This window comes from Flagellimonas nanhaiensis (assembly GCF_003382275.1).
In the GTDB taxonomy this organism is placed as follows: domain Bacteria; phylum Bacteroidota; class Bacteroidia; order Flavobacteriales; family Flavobacteriaceae; genus Flagellimonas; species Flagellimonas nanhaiensis.
Genome location: NZ_QTJX01000001.1, coordinates 415,730 through 439,333, shown reverse-complemented (window position 1 = coordinate 439,333; position 23,604 = coordinate 415,730). Strand labels below are relative to the sequence as shown.

The window sequence follows — 23,604 nt, the reverse complement described above, 5'->3', positions numbered from 1 at the left end:
ATATTAAATATTATCACATATCCTTAATTTTGAAACATTAAAACCAATTTATGAAGGTCAAAGAAATACCGGTATCCTTGTCGAATCAATTGAGATTGACCTTTGCCAATAAAATAGGACTTACCAAAGGTAAACCTACCATTCCAGTGGTAGTTTCCCTAGCTTCCATACCATCCAGACTGGGAATAGTACACCTCACTATAAAGAGTATATTCAATCAAGATGTGCTGCCCGAAAAGATAATTCTTTGGCTACATGAAGACCTAAAAACTGAAATTCCTCAAAAATTGGCAAAATTGACCGGAGACCTTTTTTCAATAAAGTATACGTCCTACTCAAGTTCACATCGAAAATTGGTGGAGCCACTTAAAATTTTTGGAGATAAAATTGTGGTCACTTGCGATGATGACATGATCTATAGAAAAAGATGGCTGTCCAGATTATATGAGTGCCATCAAAAAAAACCAACAGCCATCATTGGAAACCAGACAAGATGTATTGGTTATTCCGATTCTGGGGAGTTACTTCCTTATCGTGAATGGAAATCAAGCTCGGAATCCTGCGAAAATCTCAAGAGAACCTTACCCATTGGAGCTGGAGGCACCCTTTATCCTCCAAACACTTTGGATGATTTGGTCTTTGACCAAAAACTTTTTCTTGACCTGGCACCAAAAGCAGACGATCTTTGGTTCAAAGCTATGGCCTTGTTAAAAGGAACAGCTTCCATTCAGGCAGAAAACAATGGAAAAGAACCCATACCCATCTGGGGATCCCAAAAGGTTAGTCTGAAGAAATCAAATATTACCGAGGACAAAAACAGAACCCAATGGTTGGCCCTTAGCCAACATTTTAAACTAAAACTCCATAGTATTGATTGAAGAAATCAACAATTGTATTGAAGTGCTCAAAGAAGGTAAACTCATCCTCTACCCCACCGACACCGTATGGGGCATTGGTTGCGACGCCACTAATCCAGAAGCCATTAAAAAAGTATATCAATTAAAACAACGGGAAGATAGTAAAGCCCTTATTTGTTTGGTAGCCCACCAAGCCATGTTGGAAAGGCACGTAAAGGAAGTTCCCGATGTGGCGTACGACATTATGGATTTGGCAACAAAACCCACAACCATTGTCTATGACGACCCTGTTGGTATTGCACCAAACCTGGTAGCCCAGGACAATACCCTGGCTATCCGCGTAGCTTCGGATAAGTTTTGCCAGTATCTCATCAACAAATTTGGAAAGCCCATTGTTTCCACCTCGGCGAATATCTCTGGTCTTCCTACTCCCAAACAGTTCTCCGATATACACCCAGAAATTTTAAAAGGAGTGGACTATGTGGTAAATTTGCCGGATGAGAACAAAAATCCTTCACCCTCTTCCATCATAAAATTAAGCAGTGGTGGCCAGGTCAAGGTAATTAGGGAGTAATGACGCAGGACTTTCACAAAGACGCTATATCACAACCCATTTTTAAACTGATAGGAGAAGTATCCGATGAATTGGGCATGGAATCCTATGTGATTGGGGGATACGTCCGTGATTTTTTTTTAAAGAGGGAAACTCCAACAGATATAGACATTGTAGGTATTGGAAGTGGTATACAACTGGCCAAAAAGGTTGCAGAAAAGCTAAAGGGCAAACCGGATGTTTCAGTTTTTAAAAACTTTGGTACTGCCATGATCAAGTACCAGGGCATGGAACTGGAATTTGTGGGTGCCCGAAAAGAAAGCTATCAAAGGGACAGTAGAAAGCCCATTGTGGAAGATGGCACCTTGGAGGACGACCAAAATAGACGGGATTTTACCATAAACGCCATGGCCCTGGCGCTTAATAAGGTAAACTTTGGACAATTATTAGATCCTTTTGGTGGTTTGGCCGATTTAGACCAAAAAATAATCCGAACACCACTGGAGCCTGGAATCACATATTCCGATGACCCTCTTCGAATGATGCGCGCCGTTCGATTCGCATCCCAGTTGAACTTTACCATTGAATTGGAATCGCTTCGGGCCATAACGGAGAACAAGGGCCGAATCAAAATCGTTTCAAAAGAACGTATTGTAGATGAGCTCCATAAGATATTGATGAGTCAAGTGCCTTCAGTTGGTCTCAAATTGCTCCATCAAACAGAGCTTTTACCCATTATCCTGCCCGAACTTACGGCCCTACAGGGCATCGAAGAAATTGAAGGGCAACGCCACAAAGACAATTTTTGGCACACTTTGGAGGTAGTGGACAATATTTCAAGGACCACGGACAATCTCTGGCTGCGATGGGCAGCTTTGCTACACGATATTGGAAAAGCTCCCACCAAAAAATTCCACAAAAAAATTGGATGGACATTCCATGCCCACGAATTTGTTGGGGCCAAAATGGTGTACAAGCTCTTTAAACGCCTAAGGATGCCGCTCAATGACAAAATGAAATTTGTGCAAAAAATGGTGTTGATGAGCTCCAGACCCATTATTCTTTCAGAAGACCATGTTACAGATTCTGCGGTGCGCCGTTTGGTATTTGATGCAGGAGACCATGTGGAAGACCTCATGACCCTGTGTGAAGCGGATATTACCACAAAAAATCCGAAGAAGCAGAAAAGGTACAAGAACAATTTTCTAATAGTGCGTCAGAAAATTGTAGAAGTTGAAGAACGAGATCAAATTAGAAACTTTCAGCCTCCGGTCACAGGTGAAGAAATCATGAAGACCTTCAATCTAAAGCCCTCCAAAGAAATTGGAATTATCAAGGACGCCATAAAAGAAGCCATTCTTGAAGGGGAAATTCCCAATGAACACGAGGCCGCTTATCAATTTATGTTGGAAAAAGGCAAAAAAATGAATTTAAAAGTCCATTCAGAATGAAGAAAAACAAATATGTAATCTATTGGTTGTTGACTGGTTGTGCTCTTATTTTCATTATGGTTGTTGTTGGAGGGATTACAAGACTTACCCATTCCGGACTTTCCATTTCGGATTATAGATTGATACAGGGTACCATACCTCCGTTGAACGAGCAAGAATGGCAAGAAGCCTTTGAACTTTACCAACAATACCCCGAATATCAAAAACTCAACTATCATTTTACCCTGGAAGATTTTAAGAGCATCTATTTTTGGGAATGGCTGCACCGGGTAATCGGGAGGTTTATAGGGGTGGTTTTCATTCTACCTTTCCTTTTTTTCCTAGCGACCAAAAAATTGGATCGCCCAACAATCAAAAAATGTTTGGTTTTACTTTTTTTAGGAGGGTTTCAAGGCTTTTTGGGCTGGTATATGGTAAAAAGTGGCCTTGTGGACCGTCCAGATGTGTCACATTACAGATTGGCCGCACATTTAACCACAGCTTTTCTAACCTTCTCATACAGCCTTTGGGTAGCTCTGGACCTGCTCTATCCCACGAAAAATGAAATAAATAAAAAGGTAAGAAACCTTCTTAGACTAGGATTCATTACGATTATTATCCAAATAGTGTGGGGTGCTTTTGTTGCTGGTTTGGATGCAGGGTTCCTTCACAACCACTGGCCATTGATGAGTGATGGAAAACTGATACATGAAACCGTGTTTATTGAACAGCAGCCTTGGATAAAGAACTTTTTTGAAGGAAAAAGCGGGGTCCAATTCATACACCGCTACCTAGCCTATATTGTGGTGGGAATTGTGATATGGATATGGTACACGGTCCGAAACCTTAAACTGACCACACTACAGCACAAAGGAATACAATCGCTTATGGTTCTTGTTTTCCTTCAATTTCTATTGGGAGTATTGACCCTTATATATGCTGTACCTCTCTGGCTTGGGGTTGCACACCAGGTCGGGGCTTTTTTCCTATTGGCAGCAATCACCTTTACCTTGCACAGGTTCGCAAAATGAAACACTAATTTGTTGTAAATTTGCCCCCACTCTAATTTTTTTTGATGATTTACAAGATTAGGATTATCCTGGATGCCGAAGAAGATATTTTTAGGGATGTTGAAATTGAGGATAACAATACATTGGAAGAATTTCACAACACCATAACCCAAGCCTTTGGGTTTGAAGGAGGTGAAATGGCTTCTTTTTATACCTGTGATGAAGAATGGAACCAAGACGAGGAAATTGCACTGTTTGATATGGGTGAAAATGGGTCCGATATTAGGCTCATGAACGAAACCTCCCTTGATCAGGTATTAACAGAGCAATCTCCCAAGATGATCTACGTATATGACTTTTTCAATATGTGGACATTTTTTGTGGAATTGGCCGATATTGTCGAAAAAGAAGATGGCCGGACCTACCCCAATTTGTTGTTCAGTTTTGGTGAATTACCCGATTCGCCCCCAGAAAAAAAGTTTGAGTCAGACCCATCCGTTGGATTAGACCCTATGGACAATTACGATGACTTCGACTTTGATGAAAACTGGAATTGAAAGTCCAAAATTGATTTCTTTACTTCTATTTAAACCATAAACATAGCCCAAGAACATGCTAAACCTGTATTCTGCCCAAATTGAGAGTATTTCTCTTCATAGAGTGGGTAATAAAAGTAAAAACGAGAGCATTTTTCTCTCTTCAGAACCCTTTTCACTCAATGACGAAATGGCCGGTCTGCTGAAAGAGTACTTTTTTAAACCGTTCAGGGAGAAAGAAGAGAACTATTTCAGGTTTTCCCATGAAGCAGATTTGGAATTCAACGAGGTCTATAACTCTGTGTGTGAAATTTTTCAGGATTCTTCAAACACCCATCAGGTTTCAAAAAAAATAACCACACATCTCTTTGAGCAATCCAACCACCCACATATTAAAAGTGGGGAAGTTTATGTCGTACACTTCTCCGATATGGTCATCGACAACGAAAAAACGGATGCCGTAGGTATTTTTAAGAGTGAACTAAAGCATGATTTTCTTCAATTCAAGGAAAACGAGCAGAATTTGGAGATTTTGATTCGCCAGGGCATCAACATTAACAAATTGGATAAAGGCTGCATTGTGTTTAACATGGATAAGGAAGAGGGGTTTAAAGTACTTTCTGTGGACAGCAACCGGTATGATGCTAAATATTGGGTAGAGGATTTTTTGGGATTGATTCCATTGACCGATGAAAACTTTTATACCAAGAACTACTTAAAGTTCTGTCAAAACTTTGCGAAAGATGTAGTGCTACCTGCTGAAGATAAGCAACAAGAGGTTCTCTTTATGAACAGGGCCGTGAACCATTTTGCCAAAAATGATGCTTTTGAGGAAACTTCCTTTTTAAATGAGGTAATGGAAAACCCAGAGCTTATACCAGAATTTAAGCACTACAAGGTTGAAAAGGGCCCAAAATACAGTATTGAGGATGTTTCCAACTTTGACATTGCCAATAAGGCGGTATCTGATGCCAGAAAGAAAATCAAGAATGTAATCAACCTGGATACCAACATCCAGATAAAAATGGATTTCATCAACCCGGAATCTGCCCAAAAGTTTGTGGAAAAAGGTTGGGATGAGGAACGACAGATGTACTATTATCTGGTCTATTTCAACAAAGAGCAAAAAAGCTAGGCCCCATTGCCCAGAATTTGCTTCATGCTCATATCCTCGTAATTGCGTCTTACAAAGTCAAGGGCCAATGAAAGTACTTCTCCCATTGTGTTACTTTTCTTAAAGTTGATGTCCTTGGTCAAATCGTAGATTTCAAGTTTGAGCCGTTCAATGTTCTCGGGCAACGAAATATTGTCCATCCTTGCAATGCCCATCAATCTTTTAATTCTATTTCCAGAGCTTAAAATACGCTTTGCCACAATGGAGCGTTCTTCAATTTTGTACTGATCCACCGAATACTTCTGCAGTTTGGTACGCACCAGTTCAACCATCTGAAAGTTCTCCTTGAAAAATTGGGGACGGTAAACTTTTAGCTTTCCTTCAAAACATTGTTGGTCAAAATCAATGGCCCTTATTTTATAGACCACATGATCAAAATCGTGTGTGGGCACAATCACGTAGTTGTACGATCGCATATCACCCAGTAAGCGTATCATACACCGTTCATTGAACTTTACAAACTCCTTGGCCAACTGAGCCTTCTCGGCTTCGGTGCAATTGGGAAGCATATCCTTGATGAACACATCGCCCGGGACCCCGGTTATATGTTCCTCTATCAAAGTGTCTTCGTAAACCAAAAAGTTAAGGTTGTACGGTGATAAAATGTGCTCCAGCTCAAGCCCGTACACCCTAGAGGCATCGGTCTTTTTTACATAAAAATAGGTGTAGTTGTCATTCAAGATGTTCCTAACCTTGATACGGAAAGGTTTAGAATTGCCAAACGTGCAGTAATCAATTGCATCAATATTGAGATACTCCAAAATCCTATCGCTACCATCAGAATGCAGTATGGAATATACTTTTTTTAAGCTCAGGTCAATTTCCTCCCGTTCAAAGTCAGAGTAGTAGACCCTGACCCAGAGTGTATCATTTTCATCATCATCATACACCACTACAGAGCCTGAAAACCTTAATAAATCCTCATAAAAAATGGGAATTTCAATCTTTCTACTGTATTTGTGCAGGTATCCATCCAGCCTTTTGCTTACTGGATAAGCCGGTTTTTTCTTCGACATCAATTTTTCCTCGGACATTCTTTCCCTATTTTGTAACAAATTTTGTTTAACCTCGTCAAGTTACTATAAACTGATCAAAAAACGATTCCGTCTTGGACACAATACTGACCGTAACCGATTTAACAAAGAAATTTGGCCCATTAACGGCCGTCAAGGACTTGTCATTCACCATCGAGAAAGGCAATGTCTATGGTATTTTAGGGCCCAATGGTAGTGGTAAATCCACAACCTTGGGGATTATCCTCAACGTTGTTAACAGAACTGCCGGAAATTTTAGCTGGTTTGATGGGAGCATCTCCACGCATGAAGCTCTTAAAAAAGTGGGTGCCATAATTGAGCGGCCCAATTTTTATCCGTACATGACAGCGGTTCAAAACTTAAAATTGGTCTGTAAAATCAAAGAAGTACCGGAAACCAAGATTCAGGAGAAGCTGGAACTCGTAGGTCTTTGGGACCGACGCAACAGCAAGTTCAAGACCTACTCCCTAGGGATGAAACAACGGTTGGCCATAGCTTCAGCACTTCTCAATGACCCGGAAATTCTCATTTTGGACGAGCCTACGAATGGACTCGACCCCCAGGGTATTCATCAAATCAGGGAAATCATTAAAAAAATTGCCGGTCAAGGAACCACCATATTGCTAGCTTCCCATCTATTGGATGAGGTTGAAAAGGTCTGCTCCCATGTGGTCATTCTTAGAAAAGGAATGAAATTGTATTCCGGACCAGTAGATAGTATGTTGGCAAGCCATGGCTTTTTTGAGCTCCGTTCCGAAAACATGGAAGAATTGAAAGGCCTTCTTGAAAAAAATGCAAGTTTTGGGAAAATTGAAAGCTTCAACGGCACGCTAACCGCATACCTCAAGGAAGAAATGGACGCTGAGTCATTGAACAAAATGCTTTATGAAAAAGGAATTGTGCTTTCCCATCTGGTTAAACGTAAAGAAAGTCTGGAAGAACAATTTTTAACCTTGACCAAGAACAACTAATCAAAAAACGAATGGTACGTTTACTACAAATAGAATTCATCAAACTTTGGAACAATAGGGCCAGCAAAATACTGATCACATCGTATTTTGTTTTGCTTACTTCAATAGCCCTTATTGCCGCTATTAAGTTCAACATTGGCCCGGTAAAGTTCCATTTAGCGGACCAAGGAATTTTCAATTTTCCCTATATCTGGCACTTTAACACCTTTATTACAGCCATATTTAAGTTATTCCTGGCCATAGTGATAGTATCAATGATGGCCAACGAATACAGCAACAAGACCATCAAACAAAATTTGATTGACGGTCTATCCAAGAAGGAATTTATACTATCCAAATTCCTTACGGTAATTTCATTTGCGCTTACGTCAACAATTTTTGTTTTTGTGGTTTCAATGATTCTAGGGCTTGTTTATTCTGATTATGATGAACTGTCCATCATATTCTCAGATCTGGAGTTCTTGGCGGCCTTTTTTGTAAAATTGGTAGGATTTTTTTCCTTCTGTCTCTTTCTGGGAATCTTCGTGAAGCGATCTGCCTTTGCACTCGGGTTTCTCATTCTATGGGCTATTCTGGAGCAGGTAATGTTCGGTTTGTTGGGATGGAAGGTCATGAGTTGGGAAAGCGCGGGAAGAATAAAAGACTTTTTCCCTTTAGAGTCTATGACCAACCTGATCAAAGAACCTTTTACTAGATTATCGGCCGTTCAGAACATCGGAGAACAGATAGGCGAAAACATGAATTTTGACTATCATGTTTACTGGTACGAGTTCCTAATCGTCATCTTTTGGACTGTTCTTTTCGTCTATTTATCCTATGCTTTGTTGAGAAAGCGTGATTTATAGTATCTTGTAAGGTGCTATAAATGCGATGAATGCTATATAAATACCGGTTTTTACTGTGGGCATTGCTATTTACCCTTGCTACTTATGGGCAAGGAGAAACCTCCAATTGGTATTTTGGCAACGGGGCCGGAATCACTTTTAACAATGATGGTACCGTAACACCATTGACAAATGGTAGGCTGGATACCTTTGAAGGTTGTGCCTCCATATCTGATGCCGCCGGCAATCTTATTCTGTATACCGATGGGATACGGGTATTTGACCGCAACCACAACATAATGCAAAACGGAAACAATTTGTATGGAGATCCCTCCAGTACCCAATCTGCTATTATTGTTGAAAAACCGGATGACCCAAATATTCTATACATTTTTACGGTGGACACCAAAACTTTTGAGGAGGATCCCGATCGAGGCTTCAACTATTCCGTGGTGGACCTTTCCCTAAATGGCGGAAATGGGGCCATAACCCAAAAAAACATAAATCTTTTGGCCGACTGTTCCGAAAAAATATCAGCCGTAGTAAAAGACTGTTTTGATAAATCCATTTGGGTGGTCACGCTTGGTTTTGACTCTGACCAGTCAACATCCTTTGACGCTTACTATGCCTATGAGGTGAGCAATTTGGGGGTAAATCCAACTCCGGTGAAAAGCACTTTTGCCGATTTGGAAATATTGGACCCACGAGGTTATTTAAAATTTTCGCCTGATGGCAGTATTTTGGCTGCTGCCCATGCATTTTCAGGACTTCATTTGTATGATTTTGACACCAATACAGGAATTGTTTCCAACCCACAGATCATTGAAATCTCAGATGAAAATACCTCATCCTATGGAATTGAGTTTTCCCCGAACCAACAATTCTTTTATGTTCTTTCCTCTGGAATTCCTGATCCAGATGTACCTCAAGATCCATCTTCTTCTTTATTGCAGTATGATCTTACAGCGGCTGACATTTCAAGTTCAGAGCTGGTTCTGGACAAAAGATCCATTTTCAGGGGAGCGTTACAACTGGGTCAAAATGGAAAAATTTATCGAACCATTGCCGAAAGTTATCTACGGGGAACACCTTATTTAGGGGTTATTGAAAACCCAAACGAAGCTGGAAATGCTGCAAATTATGTGCACAATGCTATATTTCTGAACAACAGAAATGCCACCCAGGGATTACCTCCGTTCATTCAATCTTTCTTTGATAGAATAGATCTTGTTAGAAACCCAGATGGTACCACAAGCAGTTCCTTATCCATTTGTGATGGGGAACAATTTACTCTTGAAGGGGATAATGTTCCCAATGCAACCTATGTTTGGGAAAAAGATGGTGTGGTACTGCCAAATACTGGCCATACCATAACCATAGATCCAGCTTCAATTGCTGATTCTGGTCGATATAGTTTGGAAATAACACCCAATGATCCGGGAGAATGTCCAATTGTTGGAGAAGCTTTCATATCGGTAAATCCACTTCCAACAGCACAACCGCTTCTTTTGGTCCAATGTGATGCTGCTTCAACAAATTCAACGGACGGATTGACCTCTTTTAATCTGGAGCAAGCCATTTTGGATGACGCGTACACCTATTTCTTTTATGAATCTTTAATAGATCTGACCTCTGATAACCCCATACCCAATCCCGTAGGTTATACCAATACCAATGCTTTTGATCAGACCATCTACTACAAAATTGTGGACAACAACGGATGTGAAGATTTTGAGGAACTACAACTTCGGGTAAGATCAATTGTTCTAACTGATGGGGAACGATCTTTCTATGCTTGCGATGACAATCCCAATAACCAGCTCTTGGAGGGTATTTTTGATTTGGATGATATCATACAATCCAACTACCCTAATCAGGATGTAAATTTATATGCCTCATTGGAGGATGCCAGTCTAGAGCAAAATCCACTTTCGGGAATGTATTTGACGCAGTCAACCTCCATTTTTGCCAGAGTAGAAGAAAACAATGAATGTGAGGATGTTGATATGCTGAATCTTGTTGTCAATCCAACTCCAGAACTTTCCTTTGAAAGTGAATTTATTTGGTGTACCGATGGTCAACCTCTTATCATAACAGCTCCAAATGGTTATGACCAGTACAGATGGTATCATGAAACCGAAAACGGAATTCAAGAAATAGGGAACCAACAAGAAGTTCCCATTTCCGCATTGGGGAATTATGTGTTGGAAGTAGGCTACACTTACACCAATGCAGATGGAACCTTTGAATGTTTCAATGAAACTGGCTTTGAGGTACTCCCATCTAACCGGGCCATATTGGAAAATATTCGTGTAGAGGATATCTCTGACAACAACATTGTGGAAGTATTTGTTTCAGGTGATGGGGATTATGAATATTCGGTGGACGGAATCAACTACCAAGACTCCCCATTATTTGAAAACATAGCCCCAGGATTTGTTACTGTGGCGGTTAGAGATAAAAATGGTTGCGGTATTTCCAAAAAAATGATTTCCGTTATTGGGTACCCTAAGTTTTTCACTCCAAATGGAGACAACTATAATGATACGTGGCAAATTCTAGGTGTTGACAGTCAGTTCCAGCCCGAAAGTCTTATTCAGATATTTGACCGATATGGTAGGCTTATGGCACAGATAAGTCCTACCACAACAGGTTGGGATGGTACTTTCAACAACGCTGAACTGCCTGCTTCTGACTATTGGTTTAAGGTCTCTTTGGAGGATGGAAGAATATTTAAAGGACATTTTACCTTAAAGAGATAGGTATTGAAAGAGAAATTTGGTAAATTAAACAGTTTGATTTTGGTCAAATGTTAAAAAAATTGCTTCTCATTATCGTTCTGCTCAATGCAGTCACAGGAATGGCTCAGGAATGCCCAGACCTGTTGAGCCCTGTTGACGGTGCCTCAAACGTACCCGTGAACACCACTATTACGTGGGAGTCTGTGGACGGTATTCCGGGTTATCGTGTTAGATTGGGAACTTCTCCCGGAGGAGCGGACATTGCGGAGCAATCAGTAGGAAGTGCAACCTCTTACACCCCCCCTCTCGGTCTTCCCGAGAATACACAGATCTACGTTACCATTATTTTGGATTTCCTTTTTCAAGGGGGTTCTGATATCGTCTGCGCAAGTCAATCGTTTACCACAGAAGATGTCACCGTCGCACCAAATTGCACCACGTTCAGGAACCCATTAAATGGAGCAACTGACGTTAGTGTCTTTACCAATTTCACTTGGTTTTATGCTCCAACGGCTACAGGATATTTTTTGACACTTGGGACATTCCCGGGAGGTAGTGATATTTTGCCACAAACAGATATTGGTAATAGTCTTTCGTACAACCCTCCTGGACAACTACCAGAAAACCAATTGATTTACGCATCTGTTGTACCCTATAATGAAAATGGCTCGGCCTCAGGTTGCACAGAAATAAGCTTTACCACAGGTGAATTAGCCCCACTTCCGGGCTGTACCAATCTTACAAATCCGGTCAACGGAGCTGTTAACGTTCCACTTACCCCCCTACTTGAGTGGACCGCTGTTCCAGGGGCTGTGGGTTACCGTCTGACCGTTGGAACCACACCGACAAATGCCAATGTTCTGGATAACGCTGCCTTTTTCACCAATTCTACTTTTGTGTTGAACTTTGAACCCAATCGAACGTTTTTTATCACCATAGTACCTTTTAATGCTGCCGGTGATGCTATCGGATGTACACAGGAAAGCTTCTCCACGCTTCTCGGTTGCGGGCCTTATTTAGATTTGGCCACAGGTGAGTTCGTTTCGCTAAATCCCGAAATCAATTTCCCGGATACCGTTTCTTTCTGCGAAAACCTAGCTCCCTTTACGGTAACAACTGAAGATGTTGCTGATGGATTTAGATGGTACCAAATTGATCCCTACGGAAATGAAACCTTGTTATCTGAAAACAGTTCTGTTGATCTAACCAGTAATGGCACCTATCGCTATGAAGCCTACAACTTTGTTTCCCAATCTGGAAACCTGATTGAATGCCCCACAAGTAAAGAGTTTGAGGTTGTTTCTTCCGAAACTGCAATTATCGATAATCTGTTGGCCACGGAAGAAGTAACAACTTGGCGCGTTACCGTTGAAACATCTGGAATTGGCGATTATGAATATGCTATTGATAACCGTGATGGTCCCTATCAGGACAGTAATGTGTTCAGTGGGGTAACCCCCGGAAATCATACATTCTATGTAAGGGATAAAAATGGATGTGGAATTGCAGAGGAAGCTTTTTCCCAAGATCTAACAGTGGAAGGGTTTCCAAAATTCTTTACACCCAATGGGGATACGTTCAATGACTATTGGCAATTCATTCAACCAAAAAATACAGACGCCATTGTTTTTCAAAGTATCCGCATATTTGACCGATATGGAAAATTCCTAAAAGAAATCTCACAAGATTCTGAAGGTTGGGATGGTAATATTGCTGGGCGTCCACTACCCTCTGGGGATTACTGGTTCAAAGCAGTGGATGTAACAAACCGTGAAATATACGGTCATTTTTCACTTAAAAGATAATTTGTCCCTTCACTTCGTTTTTAGTCGCTGCCTTTAGTATTTTTAGTGTATGAAATTTCAGGTAGTATCAGAATTCAATCCTACGGGGGACCAACCCGAAGCTATTAAACAACTGGTAGAGGGTATAGGCACTGGAGAAGGCCATCAGACCTTGTTAGGGGTTACCGGATCAGGAAAAACATTCACCGTGGCCAATGTGGTGGAACAAGTCCAAAAGCCCACTCTGGTCCTTGCCCATAATAAAACTTTGGCTGCACAGTTGTATTCCGAGTTCAAACAGTTTTTTCCAAAAAATGCTGTAGAATACTTCGTTTCTTATTATGACTATTACCAGCCCGAAGCCTATATACCTACCAGTGGTCTCTATATTGAAAAAGACCTATCTATTAACGAGGATATTGAAAAGCTAAGATTAAGTGCCACTTCTTCACTCCTTTCTGGAAGAAGGGACGTTTTGGTAGTGGCATCCGTTTCCTGTTTATATGGAATTGGGAATCCGGTGGAATTTCAGAAAAATGTAATCTCCATTCATAGGGACCAGGTGATTTCCAGAACAAAGTTCCTGAAACAATTGGTACAAAGTCTATATTCAAGAACTACTGCGGATTTCAGAAATGGAAATTTTAGGGTAAAAGGTGACGTCGTTGATGTTTTTCCAGGTTACGCGGACCATGCCTTCAGAATCCACTTTTTTGGAGACGAAATTGAGGAGATTGAGGCTTTGGACCCTTTCAACAATAAGGTTATAGAAATCTACGATGCCCTGAACATATATCCCGCAAATATGTTCGTTACCTCCCCGGACATTCTGCAAAATGCCATTCATCAAATTCAGGATGACCTGATGAGACAGATAGATTACTTTAAAGAAATTGGCCGTCCCTTGGAAGCAAAACGACTGGAAGAACGCACCAATTTTGATTTGGAGATGATCAGGGAATTGGGTTACTGCTCAGGAATAGAGAACTACTCAAGGTATTTAGATGGTAGGGAATCCGGTACCAGGCCCTTTTGTTTATTGGATTACTTCCCAGATGATTATCTCATGGTCATTGATGAAAGCCACGTAACCATACCCCAGGTCCATGCCATGTATGGTGGCGACCGTTCTCGAAAAGAGAATTTGGTGGAATACGGATTCCGACTTCCTGCGGCTATGGACAACCGACCACTAAAATTCGAAGAATTTGAGGCACTTCAAAATCAGGTTATCTATGTTAGTGCAACCCCTGCTGATTATGAGCTAGAATTGAGCCAAGGAGTGTATGTGGAGCAAGTTATCAGGCCCACAGGTCTGTTAGATCCCATTATCGAGGTAAGGCCAACTATGAACCAAATTGACGATTTGGTTGAGGAAATTCAGCAACGGGTAGAAATTGATGAACGCGTTTTGGTCACTACTTTGACCAAGCGTATGGCAGAAGAATTGGCTAAATACTTGGCTAGAATAGATGTTAGGTGCCGCTACATCCATAGTGATGTGGACACTCTGGAACGGGTGGAAATCATGCAAGATCTTAGAAAAGGACTTTTTGATGTGCTCATAGGTGTAAACCTGCTGAGGGAAGGTTTGGACCTGCCCGAAGTTTCGCTTGTAGCTATATTGGATGCAGATAAGGAGGGCTTTTTACGAAGTAACCGTTCTTTGACCCAAACCGTAGGTAGGGCCGCTCGAAACCTGAATGGCAAAGCCATTATGTATGCGGATACCATTACTGAAAGTATGCAAAAAACCATTGATGAGACCAATTACCGTAGGGAAAAGCAGATGACCTACAACAAAGAAAACAATATTGTTCCCAAGGCATTGAACAAAAACCTTGATAACGCCTTGGCCAAAAACTCAGTTTCTACCTATTATTTCCAAAAAGAAGAATTGCGTGCTGCTGAGCCTGATTTGGAATATTTGACCAAAGATCAACGTGAAAAACTAATTAGGGACAAAAGAAAGGCTATGGAAAAAGCGGCTAAAGAACTCGACTTTATGGAAGCTGCAAAATTACGGGATGAAATAAAAATGTTACAAGAATCATGACACTACACAAATACCTGACCATTGGCTGCATGGCTTCATTGCAGCTCCTTTTCATTGCGACAATGAATGCCCAGCAGCTTTCAAAGGAACAGATAAAGAACGCTGCCGAAAATGCATTGCCTACTGCAGTCAATAACCTAATGGACTTTTTAAAAATTCCAAATGATGGGAATTACACCGACCAGATTGAGGGTAATCTCCAACGATGTGACCAGATTTTCACAGAGCTTGGTTTTGACACGCAACGACTTAAAACTACTGGAGCTCCGCTGTTATTTGCTGAAAAGAGATATGCAAACAACACAAAGACCCTCTTGTTCTATTTACAAATTGATGGTCAACCTGTTGATTCCACAAAATGGCACCAACCCAGCCCCTATGATCCGGTTTTAAAAAGAAAGAACGCAAATGATGAATGGGAAATCGTAACCGAAAAAACTAATGACCACGAATTGGATGAAAACTGGAGAATATTTGCTCGTTCTGCTTCAGATTCCAAAGGTCCCGCTATGTCGTTTATCACTGCATTAAGGGTATTGAAAGAAATGAAGGTAATGCCTAGGTATAACATCAAGGTAATCATGGACTTTCAAGAAGAGCTGGGATCTCCCCATCTTCCAGAAGCTGTTGACCAATATGCAGATTTATTGACTGCGGATGGAATATTGATTATGGACGGAACCCGCCATCTGTCCAATCTACCCACACTGACGTACGGAGCACGGGGAATTGCAACGGCTACCATAACCTTTTTTGGTCCTAGAAGGGCTTTACACAGTGGTCAATATGGAAACTTTGCCCCTAACCCGGTATTCGAAGCCTCTCGTTTTCTGGCTTCTCTAAAAAATGAAGACGGTCTTGTACAGATTCCTGGGTATTATGATGGTATTGCACTTACTGATGAGGAAAAGAAAAGACTTAACCAAATTCCGGAGGACATGCAAGAAATCAAGGAAAGCCTGGGAATTTCCAAACCTGACCTAGTAGGAGGCAGTTATCAAGAATCCTTGCAGTATCCTTCATTGAACATTAGGGGACTTAAGGCTGCTTGGGTGGGAAAAGAAGTCAGAACGCTGATTCCTTCTGAAGTAATTGCTGAAATCGATATGAGATTGGTTCCCGAATCTGATGGTGAAAGGCTCATGGGGCTTTTGAAACAATTCATTCAGGATAAAGGTTACTATCTAGTGGAGTCCACCCCCACTGACGAAGAGCGCAAATCACATTCAAAATTGGCCTCTTTTAAATATAGATTGGGTTCACAACCATTCCGAACCAATTTTGATTCTTCCATGGGGCTAATGCTGAGTCGCGCCATGACACGGGTTTTTGAGGATCAGTTTGTTAATATGCGTACTACTGGAGGCTCTCAACCTATTGCCCCTTTTATAAACAAGTTGGGAGTACCTGCGGTCTCTTTGCGAATCCCCAATCCAGACAACAGCATTCATGCACCCAACGAGAATTTTAGAATTGGTAATTTCCGTGAAGGCATTATGTCCTGTCTCGCGGTTCTGACCGAGCCAATGGATTGAATGAAGTAGTCTCTTTAAAATAAAAAGAAGCGCGCCCCTTGCAATAGCTGCAAGAGACGCGCAAACAAACCAACCAACTCAATCAACCATCATGAAACACCTAAGTTGGTGCTTTTGATATTTTGTATTATCCTATTGAGATAACCCTTTTAGGTTCGGGCAATGCTTCTTGTCGTTTAGGTAGCGTCAATCTCAAAATACCGTCTTCGTATTTGGCATCAATTTTTGAGCCGTCTACGGAATCTGGCAAGGTAAAAGCTCTTTTAAAGGAGGAGAATGAAAACTCTTTTCGGGTATAATTTTCTTTCGTTTCTTCATTTTCGGATTTTAGCTCGCTGGAAATGGTCAAAACATCGTTGTCCACTTCTACTTTGAAATCCTCCTTTTTAGCTCCGGGAACAGCTAGTTCCAGCTCGAAATCTTTTTCATTATCCTTGATGTTGACCGCTGGAACCGATTTGTTCCAATTGTCCATACCACCAAACCAATCTGGTCCAGCCAAATCGTTCATAAGGGACGGGAAAAACAGTCTATTTCTTTTAACTATACTCATGGTGTTCAATATTTTTTTGTTACACATTTGAATCACCAATACATAGTCAAAGGGTGTACCAATACCAGAACAGTGTCATTATGACATGTTTTTAACATAATTTTATGTCAAAATGACATTAATTGTAATGTGCCTTGAAAATATCGATTAGCACCTCCGGAGGCACTACCTTGTTCGGATAGTTGTGCATTACTTCAAGAACCTGACCGATGGCCGCAGGGGGCAAGCCCATTTTGAGTCCGATATTGTAGAGCTTGTTTATTTCCTTTTTATGTTGCTCCCTGTCTATGTTCATCAGCAAAAGAAGCCTATGAAACTGTACAATGCGCTGCGGTTGGGACTTTAAAACCACCTTAGGGGATTTTTCCCTTAACAGGTCTTCAAAGGTATCTTTGTTCACCCCCAAATTGGAAGCAACGCCCAGCAAAAACTGATATTCAGATTGCTTAAGGGAATGATCTACCCGAGCGAAAGCAATCATCTCTGAAAGAATACTCAATTTTTCCTGGTAAGAGCCCATAGTTTTGTACTTGAAGTATAGCTGTAACCTAGATAACTCAAAAAGCGTCAACTTTATTACATTAAGAAGCCTTGAATTGGCTCAAGACCTACTGCAACCTGCACCAATAACTGAAGTACGACAAACTATGTAAAACAAAAAAGGCAACGTTAAATCAACGTTGCCCTTAAATTGTATAGAGAAACTGGTTATCCCAGTACTTCTTTAACTTTATCTGCAGCCTCTTGGAACTGTACGGCTGAATGCACTGCCAATCCAGAATTGTCAATAATTTCCTTGGCCAGTTCAGCGTTGGTTCCTTGCAATCTTACAATAATTGGAACCTTGATAGCGTCTCCCATATTCTTATAAGCATCAACAACACCTTGGGCCACACGGTCACAACGTACTATTCCTCCAAAAATATTGATTAGAATAGCCTTTACATTGGGGTCCTTTAGTATAATTCTGAAGGCCTCTTCTACCCTCTTGGCATCCGCGGTACCTCCAACATCCAAAAAGTTTGCGGGTTCCCCACCTGCCATTTTTATCAAATCCATGGTAGCCATGGCCAACCCGGCCCCATTGACCATACATCCAACATTTCCATCAAGGTCAACATAGTTGAGACCTACTTCACGGGCTTCCACCTCAATAGGGTTTTCTTCCCGTAAATCTCGCATTTCTGCGTATGATTTTCTTCTGTACAGCGCATTGTCATCTATGGTTACTTTGGCATCAACGGCCATAATCTTATCATCCGAGGTCTTAAGTACTGGATTAATTTCAAAAAGACTGGCATCACTTTGATCATAAGCTTTATACAAAGCAGATACAAATTTTACCATTTCCTTGAAAGCAGCTCCAGAGAGTCCAAGGTTGAAGGCAATACGTCTTGCCTGAAACGGCAACAAGCCCATTCCTGGGTCAATTTCCTCGGTAAAAATCAGATGTGGGGTTTTTTCCGCCACTTCTTCTATATCCATTCCACCTTCTGTGGAATACATCACCATATTTCTTCCTGTAGCCCTGTTCAATAGAACAGACATATAAAACTCATTGGTCTCACTGTCTCCAGGATAATACACATCCTCCGCAACCAGTACTTGATGTACCTTTTTCCCTTCGGCCGATGTTTGTGGAGTAATAAGGTTCATCCCAATGATGCTACCAGCCAGCTCTTCAACCTCTTTCAAGTTTTTGGCCAACTTGACACCACCACCTTTTCCACGTCCTCCGGCATGGATCTGTGCTTTTATAACATGCCATCCGGTTCCCGTTTCTTGAGTAAGCTGTTTGGCGGCATCTACCGCTTGCTTGGCATTTCGGGCAACGATTCCCCGTTGGATCCTAACTCCAAAGCTGGCTAAGATTTCCTTTCCTTGATATTCGTGAAGATTCATTTATGCATTAACTTTTGTTCGGCGACAAAAATAGAAAACACACACGACAATAAGAAGGTGAAGCGGAAGAATTAATTTCTTACAACACAATCGACCCTTATTGCCAACTTATAAAACATGGTCCTCTAAATTTTGAAATTTTTGAAATCCAAGGGATCAAAGTTTTTAAAATGCCCATTTTGATCAATAATAGTCTTTGTACGATTGACCTCTTGCAAGACTCTTATGGTAGTTTCCAAATGACTTTTGATGAAGGCCAAACGATCACTTTCTTTTGGAATCTGCAACAATTCATATTCCTGTTGAAACGACAATCCCATTTTATGGGCCAAGGAATAACTGTTGAACTGTTTGGGCGGAATCTTTGTAAATGGAACTTCCATAAGACGGTACAACGTTTCTATTTTCTGGAGAACTTCTTCCCGCATAGGGTCATCAGCATCATATACCAAATCTAAAAACTCTACATCTCCCCCGGCATAAAGCCTCCCTTCCATTCTGTTCTCAAAAGAAAGTATCCTAAAAACCTGTCGTGCCACACAGACCACATCCATTTCACCGGATTCATAAGTAGTGACGACTTCAACCAATTGCACTTCGGTACCATAGGATATAGTATTATCAATAAACACCGGTATACCAAAAGTGATAGCCTCCTCCCTACAGTCATTGATCAATTGTTTGTAACGGTCTTCAAAAATATGGAGTGGTACGGTTTCCCCCGGGAAGAATATGGATTGCAGTGGAAATAAAGGTAATTTCATTCTGGCTATTTGCTTTAAATGTACAATGCTTGGCCAAAAGGCACAAACATTCATTAAGTGTTATTTATAACATTTTGTTATAAAAGTATTAATTTGCGTTTTTGTTTTGTGCAACAACTGCACATCCTTTAGATTTGTTTTAAAGACTGATGAATTATGGATTCGCAAAATTTATTGAAGCTTGCCGAACAGTACGGTGCCCCTTTATACGTTTATGATGCTGAAAAAATTTCCGCTCAATACAAGCGATTGACCAAAGCGTTCAAAGGTGTTGGTAGCCTTAGGCTGAATTATGCCGCAAAGGCACTCTCCAACATAAATATCCTAAGGTTCATGAACCATTTGGGAAGTGGGCTTGACACAGTCTCTATCCAAGAGGTCAAACTGGGGCTTATGGCAGGGTTTAAGCCAGAATCCATTATTTACACTCCGAATGGTGTGTCCTTGGAGGAAATTGAGGAAGCTGCTGCTCTGGGAGTGCAGGTCAATATCGATAATCTGTCCATTTTGGAGCAGTTTGGTAGCAAGCACCCGGATATCCCCGTTTGCATACGGATCAATCCACATGTTATGGCCGGGGGGAACTCTAAAATCTCAGTTGGACACATAGATTCAAAATTTGGAATCAGCATTCATCAAATTCCCCATTTGTTACGGATTGTAGAGTTGACCAAAATGAACATCAACGGGATTCATATGCACACAGGAAGCGATATCCTAGACATTGATGTCTTTCTTTACGCTTCTGAAATCCTATTTGAAACAGCCAAAAACTTTAAGAATCTCGAGTTCATAGATTTTGGAAGCGGTTTTAAAGTACCTTATAAGGAAGGTGACATTCAGACCAACATAGAAGAGCTAGGCAAAAAGCTCACCGTAAGATTTAATGAATTCTGTGCTGAATATGGAAAAGAGCTTACTTTGGCCTTTGAACCTGGCAAATTCTTGGTAAGCGAAGCGGGTTATTTTCTAGCAAAAGTAAATGTGGTCAAACAAACCACTTCAACGGTTTTTGCCAGTGTGGATTCAGGCTTCAACCATCTAATTCGCCCGATGCTATATGGATCGGGTCATGAAATCATCAATATTTCAAATCCAAAAGGAAAAGAACGATATTATTCCGTTGTGGGCTATATTTGTGAAACGGACACATTTGGAAGTAATCGTAGAATCAATGAAATTTCCGAAGGTGATGTCCTTTGCTTTAAAAACGCCGGAGCCTATTGCTTTACCATGTCCAGCAATTACAACTCCCGTTACAGACCTGCAGAAGTACTCTGGTATAAAGGAAAGGCACATTTAATTAGAGAGCGTGAGACCTTTGATGATATCTTGAGAAACCAAGTGGACGCAAAAGATTTGTTTGAAACACCTAAAGCAGAAAGCATAAAATAGCATGGACGTATTGGCCGTCATCCTCTCCATAGTATTGATTTTTTTGGCGGTCCTTCATTTTTATTGGTCCATCTTTGGAATTAAAGATCCTTCTGCGGTACTACCCACCAACTTGAAGAACAATACCGTAAAATCTCCTGGAAAATTTGGGGCAGTATTGGTAGGCATACTGTTATTGTTTTTTGCCTTCATTTTTATAAATAAAGTTCTTGAATATGTAGATTATCCGTGGCTCAACTATGTATCGTTGGGTATAGGGTTCATATTTATTATTCGTGCTTTTGGAGATTTCAAGTATATCGGCTTCTTTAAAACGGCCAAAAACAGCAAATTTTCTGCCTTGGACACACGCTATTATTCTCCTCTTTGTCTGTTGATGGGGATACTTATCCTAATTCTGGAGTTTTTTAACTAGATACTTTTATGGCACAATTTTCGTTAGTTTTGTATAGATAGCACGACGAAATCGTCAAAAACAGGAACTATGCGGACAATTTTTACCCAAATCAGCTTACTTTTTCTTCTTTTCATAGGTTTTCAATCACATGCCCAAAACATAAACTGGGTATCTTGGGAAGAAGCCGTAGAATTGTCCAAAACTGATGCTCAGCCCAAGAAACTTTTCATTGATGTGTACACGGATTGGTGCGGTTGGTGTAAAAAAATGGACAAAGATACCTTTCAAAACCCTGAGGTTGCTGCCTATATGCAGGATAATTTTTATATGGTGAAACTAGATGGGGAAGGAAAAGACCCTATTGAATACCAAGGCAAAACCTTCAAATTTATCGCTTCAGGAAGAAGGGGTTACCATGAGCTTGCAGCAGCCCTTTTACAAGGCAAATTGAGCTATCCAACGGTTGTGTTCCTTGATGAAAATCTTAATATGCTCTCGCCCGTTCCCGGGTATCAAAAAGCAAAACCCTTTTTACAGATTGCTAAATATTTCGGGGACAATATCTACAAGGACAAGGATTGGGAGACCTATGCAGGGAAATAATTTCCCCTACCTACTATAATTAGGGCTCTCTTTGGTTATGGTCACGTTATGTGGGTGACTTTCATGGATACCGCTGGATGTAATCTTTACAAAACGACCTGTTTCTTTTAGGGTTTCGATATCCTTTGCGCCACAATAGCCCATTCCTGCTCTCAATCCACCAATAAATTGGTGCATACTTTCATATAGGTCACCTTTATAAGGCACTCGTCCCACAATTCCTTCTGGGACCAACTTTTTGATGTCATCCTCCACATCCTGAAAATACCGATCCTTACTCCCTTCCTTCATAGCCTCCACAGAGCCCATACCCCGGTACGATTTGAATTTTCGACCTTCATAAATAATGGTCTCTCCTGGAGATTCTTTGGTACCGGCCAATAGTGAGCCTAACATAACGGTATCTGCACCAGCGGCTATCGCTTTTGGAATATCTCCGGTATATCGAATACCTCCATCGGCAATAACGGGAACTCCCGTTCCCTTAATAGCAGCGGCAACTTCTAAGACCGCAGAAAATTGGGGAAAGCCAACCCCGGCCACAACCCGGGTTGTACAAATAGACCCGGGTCCGATGCCAACTTTTACGGCATCCGCTCCAGCCTCTACCAAATATTTTGCTGCCTCACCAGTGGCGATATTTCCCACTACCACTTCCAATTGCGGAAAGGTTTTCTTTATTTCTTTCAATATGCTGACCACACCTTTGGTGTGACCATGGGCAGTATCAATGATAATAGCATCTACACCAGCCTGAACAAGAGCACCTGCACGATCAACAGCATCTGATGTGACCCCAATGGCCGCCGCAACACGTAATCGACCATATTGATCCTTATTTGCAATGGGTTTTTGGGTAAGCTTGGTAATATCCCTAAAGGTTATTAGCCCAACCAAGGTATTGTCATCATTGACTACCGGAAGTTTCTCAATCTTGTTCTTCTGTAGAATAACTTCAGCTTCGGCCAAAGAAGTACCTTCTCCTACCGTTACAAGATTTTCCGAAGTCATAACCTCACTAATGGGCCTGTCATCATTTTTCTCAAAACGGAGGTCCCGGTTGGTAACAATTCCAATCAATTTTTTGTTCTCATCCACAATAGGAATACCGCCAATGCTATGTTCCTTCATATTGGCCTTGGCATCTCTGACAGTTGATTCCATAGGAAGTGTAACAGGATCCATGATCATTCCACTTTCCGCACGCTTCACCTTTCGCACCTTTATGGCTTGTTGTTCTATGGTCATATTCTTGTGCAGTACACCAATCCCTCCTTCGCGGGCCATGGCAATCGCCATTCTGGATTCGGTCACGGTATCCATAGCAGCAGATACAATAGGTACGTTGATACTTATGTTTCTGGTAAATTTGGATTGAATATTAACTTCTCGTGGAAGTATTTCAGAGAAAGAAGGCACAAGAAGAACATCATCATACGTCAGTCCTTCGCCAACAATTTTGTTTAGGTGGGCTTCCATTGCAAT

Annotated in this window: 21 protein-coding genes; 15 read left to right on the top strand and 6 right to left on the bottom strand. The window is 41.1% G+C overall.

Going from position 1 to position 23,604, the window contains the following annotated elements:
* The first annotated feature begins 50 nt into the window (after nt 1–50).
* The 6 genes from DX873_RS02045 to DX873_RS02020 are packed head-to-tail and all read left to right on the top strand — an operon-like array spanning nt 51 to nt 5,521.
* On the top strand, nt 51–878 hold the full coding sequence (locus tag DX873_RS02045) for a glycosyltransferase family 2 protein (RefSeq protein WP_116182865.1): 828 nt from the start codon (nt 51–53) through the stop codon (nt 876–878).
* Complete coding sequence (locus tag DX873_RS02040; RefSeq protein ID WP_116182864.1) at nt 871–1,431, top strand: L-threonylcarbamoyladenylate synthase; 561 nt, start codon at nt 871–873, stop codon at nt 1,429–1,431. The genes DX873_RS02045 and DX873_RS02040 overlap by 8 nt, the downstream gene beginning before the upstream one ends.
* Nucleotides 1,431–2,861: a CCA tRNA nucleotidyltransferase gene (locus DX873_RS02035; protein ID WP_116182863.1), complete on the top strand. Its 1,431-nt coding sequence runs from the start codon at nt 1,431–1,433 to the stop codon at nt 2,859–2,861. The genes DX873_RS02040 and DX873_RS02035 overlap by 1 nt, the downstream gene beginning before the upstream one ends.
* Nucleotides 2,858–3,871, top strand: coding sequence for a COX15/CtaA family protein (locus DX873_RS02030; RefSeq protein ID WP_116182862.1), 1,014 nt, complete (start codon nt 2,858–2,860; stop codon nt 3,869–3,871). Before DX873_RS02035 ends, DX873_RS02030 begins: the two co-directional genes overlap by 4 nt.
* Nucleotides 3,872–3,915: 44 nt before the next feature.
* Nucleotides 3,916–4,407: an IS1096 element passenger TnpR family protein gene (locus tag DX873_RS02025; RefSeq protein WP_116182861.1), complete on the top strand. Its 492-nt coding sequence runs from the start codon at nt 3,916–3,918 to the stop codon at nt 4,405–4,407.
* A gap of 55 nt (nt 4,408–4,462) precedes the next feature.
* Complete coding sequence (locus DX873_RS02020; RefSeq protein ID WP_116182860.1) at nt 4,463–5,521, top strand: nucleoid-associated protein; 1,059 nt, start codon at nt 4,463–4,465, stop codon at nt 5,519–5,521.
* Here DX873_RS02020 and DX873_RS02015 read toward each other — a convergent pair.
* Nucleotides 5,518–6,594: a hypothetical protein gene (locus tag DX873_RS02015; protein WP_116182859.1), complete on the bottom strand. Its 1,077-nt coding sequence runs from the start codon at nt 6,592–6,594 to the stop codon at nt 5,518–5,520. The genes DX873_RS02020 and DX873_RS02015 overlap by 4 nt on opposite strands.
* A 74-nt stretch (nt 6,595–6,668) precedes the next feature.
* On the opposite strand from DX873_RS02015, the gene DX873_RS02010 reads away from it, so the two are divergent.
* From DX873_RS02010 to DX873_RS01985, 6 genes are read left to right on the top strand one after another with little or no spacing between them, the layout of a single operon-like run.
* Entirely contained in the window at nt 6,669–7,565 is an 897-nt protein-coding gene (locus tag DX873_RS02010; RefSeq protein WP_116182858.1) for an ABC transporter ATP-binding protein, read from the top strand.
* 11 nt (nt 7,566–7,576) lie between these two features.
* Nucleotides 7,577–8,410, top strand: a complete 834-nt coding sequence (locus DX873_RS02005) for an ABC transporter permease (protein WP_116182857.1) — start codon at nt 7,577–7,579, stop codon at nt 8,408–8,410.
* Nucleotides 8,411–8,439: 29 nt separating this feature from the next.
* Complete coding sequence (locus DX873_RS02000; protein ID WP_116182856.1) at nt 8,440–11,151, top strand: T9SS type B sorting domain-containing protein; 2,712 nt, start codon at nt 8,440–8,442, stop codon at nt 11,149–11,151.
* Nucleotides 11,152–11,198: 47 nt separating this feature from the next.
* Nucleotides 11,199–12,935, top strand: coding sequence for a T9SS type B sorting domain-containing protein (locus DX873_RS01995; protein ID WP_116182855.1), 1,737 nt, complete (start codon nt 11,199–11,201; stop codon nt 12,933–12,935).
* Nucleotides 12,936–12,984: 49 nt separating this feature from the next.
* The gene (gene uvrB / locus DX873_RS01990; protein ID WP_116182854.1) at nt 12,985–14,970 is read left to right on the top strand and encodes an excinuclease ABC subunit UvrB; all 1,986 of its coding nucleotides are present in this window, start codon (nt 12,985–12,987) and stop codon (nt 14,968–14,970) included.
* Nucleotides 14,967–16,505: a M20/M25/M40 family metallo-hydrolase gene (locus DX873_RS01985; RefSeq protein WP_116182853.1), complete on the top strand. Its 1,539-nt coding sequence runs from the start codon at nt 14,967–14,969 to the stop codon at nt 16,503–16,505. Before uvrB ends, DX873_RS01985 begins: the two co-directional genes overlap by 4 nt.
* 127 nt (nt 16,506–16,632) lie before the next feature.
* On the opposite strand, the gene DX873_RS01980 is transcribed toward DX873_RS01985, so the two are convergent.
* From DX873_RS01980 to DX873_RS01965, 4 genes are all read right to left on the bottom strand, one after another.
* A complete protein-coding gene (locus DX873_RS01980; protein WP_116183776.1) occupies nt 16,633–17,058 on the bottom strand; it encodes an Hsp20/alpha crystallin family protein in 426 nt (141 codons plus the stop codon).
* Nucleotides 17,059–17,176: 118 nt separating this feature from the next.
* Nucleotides 17,177–17,578 (bottom strand): TerB family tellurite resistance protein, encoded by a 402-nt coding sequence (locus DX873_RS01975; RefSeq protein ID WP_116182852.1) that lies wholly within the window; start codon nt 17,576–17,578, stop codon nt 17,177–17,179.
* Nucleotides 17,579–17,766: 188 nt separating this feature from the next.
* Complete coding sequence (sucC, locus tag DX873_RS01970) at nt 17,767–18,960, bottom strand: ADP-forming succinate--CoA ligase subunit beta (RefSeq protein WP_116182851.1); 1,194 nt, start codon at nt 18,958–18,960, stop codon at nt 17,767–17,769.
* 125 nt (nt 18,961–19,085) lie between these two features.
* On the bottom strand, nt 19,086–19,724 hold the full coding sequence (locus DX873_RS01965) for an LON peptidase substrate-binding domain-containing protein (protein WP_116183775.1): 639 nt from the start codon (nt 19,722–19,724) through the stop codon (nt 19,086–19,088).
* A 156-nt stretch (nt 19,725–19,880) separates the two neighbouring features.
* On the opposite strand from DX873_RS01965, the gene lysA reads away from it, so the two are divergent.
* From lysA to DX873_RS01950, 3 genes are all read left to right on the top strand, one after another.
* The gene (gene lysA, locus DX873_RS01960; RefSeq protein WP_116182850.1) at nt 19,881–21,119 is read left to right on the top strand and encodes a diaminopimelate decarboxylase; all 1,239 of its coding nucleotides are present in this window, start codon (nt 19,881–19,883) and stop codon (nt 21,117–21,119) included.
* 1 nt (nt 21,120) lies between these two features.
* Nucleotides 21,121–21,534 (top strand): DUF3995 domain-containing protein, encoded by a 414-nt coding sequence (locus DX873_RS01955; RefSeq protein ID WP_116182849.1) that lies wholly within the window; start codon nt 21,121–21,123, stop codon nt 21,532–21,534.
* A gap of 69 nt (nt 21,535–21,603) precedes the next feature.
* Nucleotides 21,604–22,119: a thioredoxin family protein gene (locus DX873_RS01950; protein ID WP_116182848.1), complete on the top strand. Its 516-nt coding sequence runs from the start codon at nt 21,604–21,606 to the stop codon at nt 22,117–22,119.
* A gap of 6 nt (nt 22,120–22,125) precedes the next feature.
* Here DX873_RS01950 and guaB read toward each other — a convergent pair whose 3' ends face one another.
* A complete protein-coding gene (gene guaB, locus DX873_RS01945) occupies nt 22,126–23,598 on the bottom strand; it encodes an IMP dehydrogenase (protein WP_116182847.1) in 1,473 nt (490 codons plus the stop codon).
* Between the last annotated feature and the right edge of the window lie 6 nt (nt 23,599–23,604).

What these genes read in the sequence shown, in the direction of transcription:
- DX873_RS02045 (WP_116182865.1), top strand. Translation starts at nt 51, where the DNA reads ATGAAGGTCAAAGAAATACCGGTATCCTTGTCGAATCAATTGAGATTG.
- DX873_RS02035 (WP_116182863.1), top strand. Translation starts at nt 1,431, where the DNA reads ATGACGCAGGACTTTCACAAAGACGCTATATCACAACCCATTTTTAAA.
- DX873_RS02030 (WP_116182862.1), top strand. Translation starts at nt 2,858, where the DNA reads ATGAAGAAAAACAAATATGTAATCTATTGGTTGTTGACTGGTTGTGCT.
- DX873_RS02025 (WP_116182861.1), top strand. Translation starts at nt 3,916, where the DNA reads ATGATTTACAAGATTAGGATTATCCTGGATGCCGAAGAAGATATTTTT.
- DX873_RS02020 (WP_116182860.1), top strand. Translation starts at nt 4,463, where the DNA reads ATGCTAAACCTGTATTCTGCCCAAATTGAGAGTATTTCTCTTCATAGA.
- DX873_RS02015 (WP_116182859.1), bottom strand. Translation starts at nt 6,594, where the DNA reads ATGTCCGAGGAAAAATTGATGTCGAAGAAAAAACCGGCTTATCCAGTA.
- DX873_RS02005 (WP_116182857.1), top strand. Translation starts at nt 7,577, where the DNA reads ATGGTACGTTTACTACAAATAGAATTCATCAAACTTTGGAACAATAGG.
- DX873_RS02000 (WP_116182856.1), top strand. Translation starts at nt 8,440, where the DNA reads ATGCTATATAAATACCGGTTTTTACTGTGGGCATTGCTATTTACCCTT.
- DX873_RS01995 (WP_116182855.1), top strand. Translation starts at nt 11,199, where the DNA reads ATGTTAAAAAAATTGCTTCTCATTATCGTTCTGCTCAATGCAGTCACA.
- uvrB (WP_116182854.1), top strand. Translation starts at nt 12,985, where the DNA reads ATGAAATTTCAGGTAGTATCAGAATTCAATCCTACGGGGGACCAACCC.
- DX873_RS01985 (WP_116182853.1), top strand. Translation starts at nt 14,967, where the DNA reads ATGACACTACACAAATACCTGACCATTGGCTGCATGGCTTCATTGCAG.
- DX873_RS01980 (WP_116183776.1), bottom strand. Translation starts at nt 17,058, where the DNA reads ATGAGTATAGTTAAAAGAAATAGACTGTTTTTCCCGTCCCTTATGAAC.
- DX873_RS01975 (WP_116182852.1), bottom strand. Translation starts at nt 17,578, where the DNA reads ATGGGCTCTTACCAGGAAAAATTGAGTATTCTTTCAGAGATGATTGCT.
- sucC (WP_116182851.1), bottom strand. Translation starts at nt 18,960, where the DNA reads ATGAATCTTCACGAATATCAAGGAAAGGAAATCTTAGCCAGCTTTGGA.
- DX873_RS01965 (WP_116183775.1), bottom strand. Translation starts at nt 19,724, where the DNA reads ATGAAATTACCTTTATTTCCACTGCAATCCATATTCTTCCCGGGGGAA.
- lysA (WP_116182850.1), top strand. Translation starts at nt 19,881, where the DNA reads ATGGATTCGCAAAATTTATTGAAGCTTGCCGAACAGTACGGTGCCCCT.
- DX873_RS01955 (WP_116182849.1), top strand. Translation starts at nt 21,121, where the DNA reads ATGGACGTATTGGCCGTCATCCTCTCCATAGTATTGATTTTTTTGGCG.
- DX873_RS01950 (WP_116182848.1), top strand. Translation starts at nt 21,604, where the DNA reads ATGCGGACAATTTTTACCCAAATCAGCTTACTTTTTCTTCTTTTCATA.
- guaB (WP_116182847.1), bottom strand. Translation starts at nt 23,598, where the DNA reads ATGGAAGCCCACCTAAACAAAATTGTTGGCGAAGGACTGACGTATGAT.